Source organism: Thiocystis violacea, from assembly GCF_016583565.1.
Taxonomy (GTDB): Bacteria; Pseudomonadota; Gammaproteobacteria; order Chromatiales; family Chromatiaceae; genus Thiorhodococcus; species Thiorhodococcus violaceus_A.
Window position 1 is genome coordinate 1 of record NZ_NRRF01000102.1, and the last position, 12,416, is coordinate 12,416.

Sequence of the window (12,416 nt, forward strand, 5' to 3'; positions counted from 1 at the left end):
CGCCAACCGGCCCCGCTCCGCATGGTCGTCATCTCCCGTCTCAACGCCCTCCCCGTCCTCGCGCTCGGATTCCGCGCCTTCTTTCTGGCCGCTGGTGTGGCGGCCATTCTCAGCGTCGCCGTCTGGCTGGCGATCCTGAGCGGGCGCTGGCCCCAGCCGGGCCATCTCGCCGGCACCGTCTGGCATGCCCACGAGATGCTCTTCGGCTATCTCGCCGCGGTGATCGCCGGCTTCCTGCTGACCGCCGTGCGCAATTGGACCGGGATGGCGACGGCGAGCGGCGCCCCACTCGCCGCGCTGGTCGGGCTTTGGCTGGCCGGTCGGCTCGCGCCCTGGTTGGGGCTGCCGCCGGGGTTGGTCGCGCTCATCGATCTCGCCTTCTTCCCGGCCCTGGCGTTGGCGCTCTGGCGACCGCTCTGGAGCGGTCCCAATCCGGTCAATCGGGTCTTTCTGGCGGTCTTCGCGGGCATGACCCTGGCGGGGGCGATGGTGCATCTGGATGCGCTCGGCCTGTTCGCCGGCGGCGCGACGCGCGGTCACCGCCTGATGCTGGACCTGGTGGTGCTGGTCATGCTGCTGGTCTCGGGCCGGGTGATGCCCTTCTTCATCAAGAGCGGCATCGCGAATGCGCGACCCCGGGTGTTTCCGATCCTGGAGCGACTGGTCTTTATCGTGGCCGCCGGGCTCTTGGTGATCGATCTCGTCCAGCCCATGGGCCGGATCGCGGGCGGACTGGCACTCACGCTGGGTCTGTTGCAACTCACGCGGCTGATCGGCTGGCACGATCGGCGGATCTGGACCACGCCCATGCTGACCGTGCTTTACGTCGGTCTGCTCTGGCTTGCGCTCGGCCTGATCCTGGATGGCCTGCCCGCCTTTAGGGCCATGACGCCGCGCGGCGCCTTGCACGCCCTGACGATCGGCGCCATCGGCGTCGTGACGCTGGGCATGATGGCGCGGGTGGCGGTGGGACATACGGGGCGGCCGATGCAGGCGGCGACGCTGACGCTCGTCGCCTTCATGCTGATCAACCTGGCGGCGGCGCTGCGCGGTCTCGCACCCTTGCTTGTTCCCGCCGGCTATCAGCTGTGGCTGATGGCCGGGGGCCTCTGCTGGATCCTGGCCTTCGGGCTCTTTCTCTGGGTGCATGCCCCAATGCTGCTCAGCCCGCGACCGGATGGCCGGCCTGGCTGATGCCTGACATGCTCGACCCTTCAACAGTCAGGGATAGGGGTTCACGAGGCTTAAATCGCAGCATGGAGTATTCACCGGCATAGAGGAGGTTGACGATGTACGCAACGAAGACCAATCCGGCCGCAACGCTGTCCGCCTGGTGGCCACGATCTCTAGCAATCGTGATGATTTTCGGTTTCAGCGTCCTATTGCTAATCTCGCTCAGCGCCTACCGAAATGCGCCGCCGATCCCGGTACAGGCGGTCGATCCAAGCGACGGCGTCATTTTCACTGACAACGATGTCAGCGCCGGCCAGCAGATTCTTCTCAAGTACGGCCTGATGGATAACGGGACGATCTGGGGCCACGGCGGTCTATTGGGGCCGGATTTTTCGGCCGAGACACTGCACGGTCTTGCGCTCTATCATGCCGAGCAACTGGCGCAGACCCGCTTTCAGGTCGCTTACTCGGAGCTGGCCGACCCCGAACAGGCCAGCGTCGATGCGCTGGTGGCTGCCGCGTTCAAAGCCAACGGCTATGACCCAACCACCGGCATCTTGACCCTGCCGCCCGCGAGCCAGGCGGCCTTTTTCACCCAGGTCGCTGCCTGGACCGCCTATTTCGCCGATCCAGCCGTCAACGGTGGACTGACCCGCGACGCCATCACCGATGCGACTGAATTGCGTCAGCTCACCGCTTTTTTTAGTTGGGCGGCTTGGGCCGCCGCGGCACAACGACCCGGCACGTCACATTCCTACACCAACAACTTCCCCTATGACCCGCTGGTTGGCAATCACCCGACAGGCGGGGCGGTGCTGTGGAGCGCACTGAGTCTGGTCTTTCTGCTTGCCGGTATCGCGATTGTGCTGCTCGCCTTCGGTAAATTCGATTATCTCGGCTGGCACGGGAGCGACACACCTCCCGCCGTCAGCAACGTGATGCCGAGCATGGCGACGCTCACCCCGGCGCAAACGGCAACGTTTAAATTCATGGTGATCGCCGGTCTACTGTTGCTTGCGCAGACCCTGATCGGAGGCGGACTGGCGCACTATCGGGCCGATCCGGGCAGTTTCTACGGGATCGATCTCTCGACGCTCCTCCCCAGCAATCTGTTACGCACCTGGCACCTGCAACTGGCGATCTTCTGGGTCGCCACCGCCTATGTGGGCGGCGCGCTCTTCGTTGCTGCGGCACTCAGTGGCAGTGATCCAAAAGGTCAGCGCCCACTGATCAATGCCTTGTTTTGGGCGCTCATCGTGGTGGTCGTCGGCAGTCTGCTCGGCCAGTGGTTTGGCATCAAGGATCTGCTGGGCGGCTTGTGGTACTGGTTTGGCAGTCAAGGTTGGGAGTATCTGGAGATTGGCCGCTTCTGGCAGATGCTGCTAGTGGCGGGGCTGGTCTTCTGGGCATGGCTGCTGTGGCGCGCCACACAACCGGCGCGAGCCAATCCTGAACGACGTCCCTTCGTCAATTTCTTCCTGATCGCCGCCTTCGCGATTCCATTTTTCTATCTCCCTGCCTTCTTTTTCGGCAGCACGACGCATTTCTCAGTGGTCGATGTGTGGCGCTTCTGGCTGATCCATCTCTGGGTCGAAGGCTTCTTCGAGTTCTTCGTGACCGTAATCGTCGCGATCATCCTCTACCAGCTTGGACTGGTGCGGCGCCTCACGGCGATCCGCGTCATCTATCTCGATGCCATCCTCTATTTTGGCGGCGGCCTGATCGGTACCGCACACCACTGGTATTTCAGCGGCCAGAGCGAATTGACGATGGCGCTCGGCGCGACCTTCTCTGCGCTTGAAGTCGTGCCGCTCACGCTGCTCACACTGGATGCCTGGGACTTTTATCGCGTGACCCGTGGCGACAGCCCGGTCTACCGGCACCGCCTGACCTTCTATTTCTTGATGGCGGTTGGATTCTGGAACTTCACCGGCGCGGGTATCTTCGGCTTTCTCATCAACATGCCGATCGTGAGTTACTTCGAGGTCGGCACGCTCCTCACCATCAATCATGGACATGCCGCGTTTGTCGGGGTCTTCGGCATGCTGGCGGTTGGACTCATGGCCTACATGCTGCGCGAGGTGATGAGCGACGCAGTTTGGCCGGTGGTCGAGAAAAGCTTAATGGTCGGTTTCTGGGGGCTGAATAGTGGCCTGGCACTGATGATTCTGCTCAGTCTCTTCCCCGGCGGCGTCATGCAACTGTGGGACGTGCTCCAGAATGGCTACTGGCATGCCCGCTCGCTCAACTACACTGCAACGCCGCTCGCTCGATTTATCGAGTGGATGCGGGTGTGGGGCGATCTCGTCTTCATCTTTTTCGGTGCCCTCCCGATTGTCATCGGACTCTTGTGGTCCTATCGCGCCCTGCTGCGCGGGCAGACAAGGAACGTTCCGATCAAATGATCAGATACCCCAGCGATCGTTGCGGGCGCTCGTGGTTGTGGAAGGCGAAGTAATCAGTTAGCCCCAGGAGCAATTCGGGCAAGTTTGGTGTCTTCGACCCTAGGGCGTGTCATCAATTGAGCAGGATGCACGCTGAGGCCAAGTGAACGCCAGCGAGAAAATTGCGTGCCAGCTTGTCGTGACGGGTGGCAATCGCTCGAAACTGCTTGATCGTCGAGAAACAGTTTTCGATCAGATGACGCGCTTTGTACAACTCTTTGTCGTATTCACGCTGCACAAGGCGGTTGCGCTTCGGCGGAATCACCGCGACCGTACCGCTCGCCTTCAACACCTCAAGCACCCGTTCATCGGCATCATAGGCTTTGTCCGCAAGCAGCGCCTCAGCCTCCAAGCCAACCAGCAAATAATCGGCCCCCACCAAATCCGATGCCCGCCCTCCAGTCAGGTAAAAACCCGTCGGGTTGCCCAAAGCGTCCGTGCGGGCATGGATCTTGGTGCTCAACCCGCCTTTGCTGCGCCCGATGGCTTGCTCGCCCTTTTTTTGGGAGCCCCTGCGCGATGTTGATGAGCACGCACAATGGTGCTGTCGAGCACGGCATATTCGTTGTCCGCATCTGCCGCTAGATGCTCGAATACCCGCTGCCAGACGCCGCCACGCGCCCAGCGCGAGAAACGCGTGTGGACGACGCGAAAATCTCCAAACCGCGCCGACAGGTCGCGCCAAGGGATGCCGCTACGATAGCGATCGATAACAGCCTCAACAAACAGGCGGTTATCGCGTGCCGTGACCCCAACGTGGCCGGGACGATCCGGCAAGAGATCTTTGATATGGTCCCATTGGTCGTCTCGCAGGGCATGGCGACGCGGCGTCAGCGTTATTCTCCTCGATCGGTTGATGGTATCGGACAAGGATCATTGCACGGAGGAGGAATTGGTGACACGCCCTAGCCATGGTCTTTTTTCCGCGCCCTGTCCCAACGCCCACGACTCCTCAGCATCTCTGCTTGGACAAAGGCTACGGCGACTCCCGTGTCGAGATCGAAGTGCGTGAGCATGGTTACCTGCCGCGCAGTTGCGTCTTGGAGCCCCCGACAAGGCTCGCATTGACTTCCGAGCCCTGTGGCTCGCTGTCCTTGAGCCCGTATTTCTGGATCCGGTAGCGCAGGGTCTCGCGGGTCGTGCCAAGGGCGCGCGCGGCCGCGGTGACGTTGTGGCCACTGCGCTCCAACGCCGTGCGAATGATGAAGCAATCCATTTCGTCCAGGGCCATGCTGCCGTCCAGCGGGATGGTCAGCCGGTCGCCGTCAACGCCCGGCCCGGACGTGTCCTCAGGGCTTGGAATCAGGCCGCTGCCGAGCTGCATCCACTCGATCGGGAACCGCTCGCCACGGGCGAGGAGCACGGCGCGCTCGACGACGTTGCGCAGCTCGCGCACGTTGCCAGGCCAGCTGTAATCGCGCATCCGCGCGTAGATCGCCTCAGGAATCTCGCGCACACGGCTGCCGGAGCGCGCGTTGTACTCCTCGACCAGCACCGGCACGATCTGACGCAAATCCTCGAGCCGCTCGCGCAGCGGCGGCAGGTCGAGACGGAAGACGCTGAGTCGATGGTAGAGGTCGCTGCGGAAGTCGCCGTCACGCACCCGCTGCTCCAGGTTGCGGTTGCTCGCGGCGATGACCTGCACATCCACATCGACCGCCTTTTCCGCGCCGAGGCGGCGGACACGGCGGTCTTCCAGCACCGTCAGCAGCTTGGTTTGCAGGTCGAGATCCATCTCGGCGATCTCGTCGAGAAACAGGGTCCCCTCATGGGCCTGCTCCAGATAGCCGCGGTGACGGCCCTTGGCGCCGGTGAAGGCCCCCGACTCATGCCCGAACAGCTCGGACTCCAGCAGCTCGCGCGGCAGCGCGGCGCAGTTGACCTCGATCATGGGTCCATCCGCCCTGGGGCCGGAATGATGCAGGATGCGCGCGACCAGCCCCTTGCCGACACCGGTCTCGCCGCCGATGACCAAGGCGCTGAAGGGGACCTCGGCGAGCCGCCCGATCATCTCGCGCGTGGCGCGCGTGATCTCGCTGGCGCCGATATAGGACGCGACGCCATAGCGACGGCCGCGGTCGCGGCTCTCGCTGCGCAGACGCCGCTGCGCCGCCGCCGCGCGGCGGGCTCCGGAGAGCACCAGTTCCAAGCGTGCCAGCGCGCAGGGTTTCTCCAGAAAATCGTAGGCGCCCAAGCGCAAGGCCCTGACCGAATCGGAGACGCCTCCGTATCCGGTCAGCAGAATCCACTCGCCAGTGATTTTCGCCTGCCGCACCTCTTCCAGGAGATCCAGCACGTTGCCGTCGGGAAGACTCATGTCGGCGAGGATGACCTGCGGCTCGAGACGCTCATCGAGCAGCCGCCGACGGGCCTCGCGCAGCGTCGTCGCGTACCCGGCATCCCAGCCCTTGCCCGTGAAGTGCCGGGTCAGCTCCTGGCCGAAGGCCGCGTCGTCTTCGATGATTAGCAGCGAATTGCCCATCAGGGTCTGGTCTCCTTGTGGCGGTCGGGATCGGGCGCGAACAGTCTCGGGAATCAAGCCGCACCAGTCTCGTGGACATCCGACCAGGGGAGCGCGAAGACGCTCGATACGGGGTCTCTGACGGCAGGCCGCCGCGAATCGACCAAGCAAATCCTGCGCCGTGACTGAATGCGCCACCAGGGACGATCGGGAGCGAATGCACGCATCGAACACAGGTGCATTTGAGCCACCCCCGGCCCAAAACCCCCAACTGGACCAAGCGCCCCGCACGCCCCTGGACAGGGGCAAGGATCACGCGTGGCGACCTATTCCAAGATCCGCTTGAACTCCGCGATACCAACGGGCTTGAGGAGATGCGCGTCGAACAAGTCCGCGTCCTTGCCGAGGGTAGCAGCCGCATAGCCGGACACCGCAACCAGCCTCAACCCTTGACGCTCGGGGAGTTCGGCCAGACGACGCGCGACCTCGATGCCGTCGATATCGGGGAGTCCGATGTCGAGCAAGATCAGGTCCGGACGCATCCGGGGCACTGCGTCCAGCGCCGCTCCTCCGGTCGAGGCGCCCGCGACCTCGTGACCGAGCGCGCGCAGCAGCTCGCTCGCCGCCTCGACCACCTCCGGGCTGTCATCGACGACCAGCACCCGTCTGCGAACCTTGGTCGCGATGCGCGTGTCGCTGTCGCCGGCCGAACCCCCGGGCATCTCGGGCGGGGGCTCGGCAGCGAGCGGGAAGGTCAGCGTGACGCGGCTGCCGAGGCCGATGCCAGCGCTGTGGATCGCGACACAGCCGCCATGCAGCTCGACCAGGTTCTTTACCAGGGCCAAACCCAATCCCAGACCGCCCTCTGCGCGCGCCAAAGAGCGCGGTCCCTGCATAAAGGGCTCGAACAGGGAAGGAATCGTCTCTGCCGCGATCCCCTGACCATTGTCCTCGACCGTGACCCTAACGCAGTCGGCGTGACAGGCCAGGGCGACACCGATGCGGCCACCAGGATCCGTGTACTTGACCGCATTGTGCAGCACGTTGCTCAGCACCTGGACGAGCCGCGTCGCATCGCCGCGCACCGGCACCGGATCCACTGCCAGCTCGAGCACGATCTCATGGCCGCGCGCGCTGACCTCGCGCTCCACCACTTCCAACGCCTCGCGCACCAGCCGGCCCAGGTCCTGCCGCGACATCTTCAGCTCGATGGCACCCCGGCTGATGCGGGCGACATCGAGCAGGTCGTGCACCAGGCGCTCCAGGTGATGGGTCTGGCGATCGATGACTCCGTGGACCCAAGCGAGCGTGGTCTGATCCGGATCGCCCAGTGCAAGCCGATCCAGCGCATTGCGCACCGGCGCCAAGGGGTTGCGCAGCTCGTGACCGAGCATCGACAGAAACTCGTTCTTGCGCCGGTCGGCCTCGGCGAGCTGCTCGGCCTGTTGGCGCAGACTCGCCTGCAGGGCCTGCTGCTCGCTCACGTCGAGCGCGAGCGAGAGGACCGAGACCAACCGGCCGTCGCCGTCGCGCAGGACCGAATTGTGCCATTCGCACCAGACGGTCTCGCCGTCCTTGCGCTGATTGAGGTGCAGGCAGTGGTTGTGCTCGACCAGGCCGCCGACCAAGGCGCCGATCATGTCCGCGAACGACTCGCGCTCGTCGTCCGGAAACAGACCCAGGTCGTGCAGCGAGCCCTGCAGGGCCTCGGTCTCGCTCCAGCCGAACACCCGCTCCGCCGCCGGAGACCAGCGCAGGATGGCCGTATCGGCGGCCCATTCCAAGGACGCGACCGGCGACTTGTCGACGTGCAGCTTGAGCCGCTCCAGGGTTTCGCGGTGCCGCCGCTCGGCTTGCGTGGCGCGCGTGACGTCGGCCAGGATACCGACGCAGCCATAGACGTCGCCAGCCTCGTTGCGCAAGGGCGCGGCGGAGGCCAGGAGGTGCTTGATCTCGCCGTCCGCGAAGACGACATCCTCCGCGAAATCGTGCACCGACCTGCCGGATCGTGCCGCGGCCTGCATCGGCAGCTCGTCGGATGCGAGTTCGCGCCCCGCATGGATGATGCGAAACGGCAGCGACGAGGCGTCGGGTCCGGACAGGGACGGGTTGGTGTGCTCGGGCAGGCGCAGGATCTCGGCGCCGGCGCGGTTCATCTGCATGTCGTTGCAGGCGAGATCCCGGCCGAGATAGATCCCCACCGGCGCGGCCTCGAAGACCGCGCGCAGTTCGGCCGCCCGCGCCCGGTTCTCGGCATTGAGCCGCTCGATGGTCTCCTCGTTGCGCCGACGCTCGGTGATGTCGACGACCAGCACGAAGAAGCCGGCGACAGCCCCGTCCCGCTGTCGGTCCGGGATGTACTCGACGTGGCAGCAGCGGGTACCGGCTCCCTGGTAGGGCAGCCAGGCGTCGAAGGCGATCTCCTCGCCCGCCAGCGCCCGTTCCATGCGCGGGCGAACCCGCTCGAAGGCCTCCTCACCGAGGATCTCGGCGACCGGCTTGCCGAGGATCTCCGCCCGGTCGAGGCCGAACCAGCGCTCGTAGGCGGCGTTGTTGAAGCGATAGCACAGGGACCGATCGACGCGCGAGATCAGCGCCGGCAGCGCATCGGTGACCCGGCGCAGGATGCGCTCGCTGTCGGCTAGCGCCAGCTCGGCGTGCTTGCAGGCGGTCATCTCGGCCCAGGTAATGACGACCCCGTTGATCGGCGTTGTCTTGGTGCAATAGGGCAGTATGCGGCGCAGATACCTGTGACCCTGCTCGCTTTGGATCTCGCGCGGTTCGACCGAGGTTCCCGCAAGCACCAGGGCCGCGTCATCGAGCAGGTCCGGATCTTCGAAGCACCAGCCGAGATCCATCAGCGGGCGGCCAACATCGCTCGGGCCGAGCCGCAACAGCACGTCGGTCGCCGGTGTCCAGCGGCGGATGCGCAAGCGCGGATCGAGAAATAGGGTGGGCACCTCGCTGCTCACCAGGAGGTTGTTGAGATCGTCGTTGCTCGCTTCCAGCTCACGGATCTTTTCCATGAGCTGGGCGTTCATGGCGATCAATGCGTCGTTGGGCACGGGCGGCTCCTGCATTGCGGTTTCCAGTGCCTCATTTGAGGAGCGCGGTTCCGCGTTTGAAACCTGCGGGTCTTCGGCGGTGGCGCACAGGTATTCGATGGTCGCGCAGCGCGGTGCGCGATGATTAACGGCGGCGCCCGGCGCGATCTTATACCCTAATTGATCGTCTGAGATAGCGGTTGAGGCACGGCCGCGACTGTTGGCTGCAAGGATCCGAAATCGTCGGCTTGATTGAGCTATCGTCACGTCCATAATCGCCCATGAATCGTCACTTCAGGTGATCAACCCAGGGGGGCCGTGTTAGCCTTGCCGCAGTGCATTTTGATCCAATCACAGCTCCCCAGGCGCACAATCGAGCGCTTACTCCTACTGTGCGGGTGAAAACGTGAACCGAGACCAAACTTTGAAGCTTCTAGCCGAACACAAGGCGGATCTGGCTCGACGTTTCGGTGTCGTCGAACTGGCGCTCTTCGGGTCAACGTTGCGTGAAGAGGAGCGAGTGGATAGCGACATCGACATCCTCGTTTCCTTCGATGGACCCTCGACCTCGCAGTGCTACTTCGGTGTGCAGTTCTATCTTGAAGACCTCCTCGGGCGCCCGGTCGATCTCGTCACACGAAAGGCACTGCGCCGAGAGCTGGCGCCTTATGTCGAACGCGAGGCGATTCGTGTCTGAGCCCACCGACAGCATCATCCAGGATGATCTGCCGGCGCTTCTGAAGTCCTTGCGCGGCATCCGCAATAACCTACCCTCGCCGCGCCCCTGATCCCGCGGCGCATGGAACGCGATCCAATCGATTCCACCGGTCCGGCACTCCGCAGCTTTCGGCTGCAGCTAGTGCCCCAATTCGTAGGTTGGGCAAAGCGCAGCGTGCCCAACACTGCGCGGGCCTGTCATGTGGCGCATCCTCTTGATTGGGGCACCACCCGGCTGTAAATCCTAACCCTTCCCAAGGTGGTCAACTGACATGTTCTCGGAAATGGTGTCGTGGGGAATGAGTCGATAAATCCACGGCTTTCCTCCGTGTTTTAGGTTGTAGCTCGTAGCATTTTCGCACCACTCTTCGGCGGCGTCCTTCTTCGCCATCACATCGGCATCATTCATCGCGGTGCGCTTCTTCGGTTCCAGCATGTAGATCGCATCGGCTGTCTCGGCGACGAAGTCGGGCTGATACTCGGGATGATCCGCTCCTAGCCTGTAGAAGATTTGGAATAGGCCTTTCGCGGGCTTGAACCACTTCTCCGTTTCGCGATCCAGAATCACGGCGAGGATTCGTTCCGCCTCGGAGTCGAATTTCTGGACGGGATACAGGCAGCGTTTGAAGCCGCCAAAGAGATACTTCGCCATGTTGCTCTTGTCCTTCGGCGACACCTTGAAGTCCAGTGGATCCTCGTTTGCGGCAGCGGTGTAGGCACTCGACTTGAGCTCGGTGAAGCCTTTGCTGATCACGACCTCGTACTCGACTGCCTCATCCTCCCAGTAGTGCGCCTGCATTTGGGCGTGGATGAACGCGCCGATCTCCTTCTGGTGCCGCCATAGCACTTTTCCTGCTTGTTCTTCGCTTAGGTAGCCTTTCAAATGTGCCACCGTTTGACTGGCCAGATCGTAAAGCAGGTCGGCGTGCTTCTCGTAGTCGATGTCATCAAAATCGACGAGGCCGCTGACGACGTAGTTCTCGAGCCGCGTCTCTTTCAATCCGCCTTTACCCAGCCCGATCACTTCGTGGGTACCGGTGCGGAGCAACTGTACCCAGAGTTCGTCGGAGATGGGCTGAAAGTTCAGACCGGAGAGGTCCAGCTCGAATGCGTTGAAGCCGGAGTCCACCTCGCCCTTCGGTACCACCAGGATTCGAGGAATGTCGATGGTTTGCTGCACGACCAGTTCAGCCGTCTTCTTCACGATGGCCGCGATGTCCGGCTGCTCGGTCACGCCTTCCAGCTCCAATTGGGTTGGGGTAAAGGCGGCGGCAACTTCCCGCACCATGTCAGCTTGGACTTCGGCATTCGCGAGGCTGTGCGTGGTCGGTACGCGATCCGGCTGGCTTTCGAACCTCTTGATGACGGTGTAGACCGCCTGGGCGACCTTCTGCTCTGCGGCAGTGGTGAACACCGTTTTCTCTTGCGACGGCGCAAGCCTTGTAGACGTGGTGGCTTGTGCGGGGACAGTCCCGAGTTGGCTGGCCAGCTTGCTCTGAGAGATGACCGTCTTGGTCTTCTTCTCGATCTCATCGGGATCGAGGACGACGGTCTGCATGCGAACCTGGGAGTCGGGACGGTTGGCCTCGTCTACGATCTCCTGGAACTTGTCATGCGCCACGATGTTGAGGCGATCGACGGCGGTAACACCGACGCGCTTGCCGTAAGGCAGGCGCAGACCGCGACCGATGGACTGCTCAATGAGGATGCGGGCGTTGGCCGCGCGCAGCGGGACGATGGTGTAGAGGTTGGTGACATCCCAGCCTTCCTTGAGCATGTTCACATGAATCACGATCTCGGTGGGCTCGTCGGCGTGCTCCACCTTGAGCAGGCGGTTGATCATTTCCTCCTCTTGCGCTCCCGTCGTGCTGGAATCGACTTGGATGACCTTGTCCTTGTAGAAGCCGTCGAAGAAATCGCCCGACTCCATCAAGGTCTTCAGTTGCGCCGCGTGCGTTGTGTCGCGAGCGATCACTAGCACGAAGGGCTTGACGATCTCGCGGTTGGTCTCGCGGGCATAGGTTTCGAGCTGAACCTTAGTTTGCTCGTGCAAGCGAATGCCATCCGAGAGCTTCAGCTCTTCAATCGCCTCCTTGCTCATGCCGGCGGGATTGAAGTTCTTTCGCGTCACCACAGCGGGCTCCTTGACGAAGCCATCGGCGATGGCACGGCCCAGGGCGTAGTCGTAGATGACATTGTTGAAGGGTATCGCGCCCTTCGACGTTTCGACGAAGGGCGTTGCCGTCAGTTCGAGCCCAAGGACGGGCTTCAGCTCGTTGATGGCACGCAGTCCAGCCTTGGCGCGGTAGCGGTGAGACTCGTCCATCAACAGGACGAGGTCCGGCAGGGCGGCAAGGTAATCGAAGTAGCTCTCGCCAATGTATTCCGAGAGGCGCTTGATCTTCGGCGCTTTGCCGCCTCGGACCTCCGAGTCGATCTTAGAAATATTGGTAGCCGTTCAGAGACCAGGCATCGGAGCGGGCAGCGGAGTCGCCGCGCGACCGGCGCGGCGCTCGGCGATCACGCCGGCCAGATAGGGCCAAGGCACATGGCCGCGCTGACGACAGGTTTCGATCA

The 12,416-nt window shown here is 63.1% G+C and carries 7 protein-coding genes; 3 read left to right on the top strand and 4 right to left on the bottom strand.

Features of this window, described 5'->3' with window-relative positions:
• Nucleotides 1-21 precede the first annotated feature (21 nt).
• Nucleotides 22-1,194: an NnrS family protein gene (locus tag CKO23_RS22410; protein WP_200335314.1), complete on the top strand. Its 1,173-nt coding sequence runs from the start codon at nucleotides 22-24 to the stop codon at nucleotides 1,192-1,194.
• A 95-nt stretch (nucleotides 1,195-1,289) separates the two neighbouring features.
• Nucleotides 1,290-3,578: a nitric-oxide reductase large subunit gene (locus tag CKO23_RS22415; RefSeq protein WP_200335315.1), complete on the top strand. Its 2,289-nt coding sequence runs from the start codon at nucleotides 1,290-1,292 to the stop codon at nucleotides 3,576-3,578.
• Between the two features lie 112 nt (nucleotides 3,579-3,690).
• Here CKO23_RS22415 and CKO23_RS26805 read toward each other — a convergent pair.
• The 3 genes from CKO23_RS26805 to CKO23_RS22430 all read right to left on the bottom strand — a co-directional run bounded on the left by CKO23_RS26805 (nucleotide 3,691) and on the right by CKO23_RS22430 (nucleotide 9,143).
• A protein-coding gene (locus CKO23_RS26805; RefSeq protein ID WP_440870591.1) for an IS5 family transposase occupies nucleotides 3,691-4,451 on the bottom strand; the annotation gives its coding sequence in 2 pieces (ribosomal slippage) (nucleotides 3,691-4,122 and nucleotides 4,125-4,451; 759 coding nt in all).
• Nucleotides 4,452-4,635: 184 nt separating this feature from the next.
• Complete coding sequence (locus tag CKO23_RS22425) at nucleotides 4,636-6,099, bottom strand: sigma-54-dependent transcriptional regulator (RefSeq protein ID WP_242482663.1); 1,464 nt, start codon at nucleotides 6,097-6,099, stop codon at nucleotides 4,636-4,638.
• 305 nt (nucleotides 6,100-6,404) lie between these two features.
• Nucleotides 6,405-9,143 carry a PAS domain S-box protein gene (locus CKO23_RS22430; protein WP_207168660.1) on the bottom strand — a complete coding sequence of 913 codons (2,739 nt, stop codon included), beginning with the start codon at nucleotides 9,141-9,143 and terminating at the stop codon, nucleotides 6,405-6,407.
• Between the two features lie 385 nt (nucleotides 9,144-9,528).
• Between CKO23_RS22430 and CKO23_RS22435 the strand changes: the two genes are divergently transcribed.
• Nucleotides 9,529-9,819 (top strand): nucleotidyltransferase domain-containing protein, encoded by a 291-nt coding sequence (locus tag CKO23_RS22435; protein ID WP_200335317.1) that lies wholly within the window; start codon nucleotides 9,529-9,531, stop codon nucleotides 9,817-9,819.
• Between the two features lie 264 nt (nucleotides 9,820-10,083).
• Here CKO23_RS22435 and CKO23_RS22445 read toward each other — a convergent pair whose 3' ends face one another.
• A complete protein-coding gene (locus tag CKO23_RS22445; RefSeq protein WP_346014665.1) occupies nucleotides 10,084-12,165 on the bottom strand; it encodes a DEAD/DEAH box helicase in 2,082 nt (693 codons plus the stop codon).
• Between the last annotated feature and the right edge of the window lie 251 nt (nucleotides 12,166-12,416).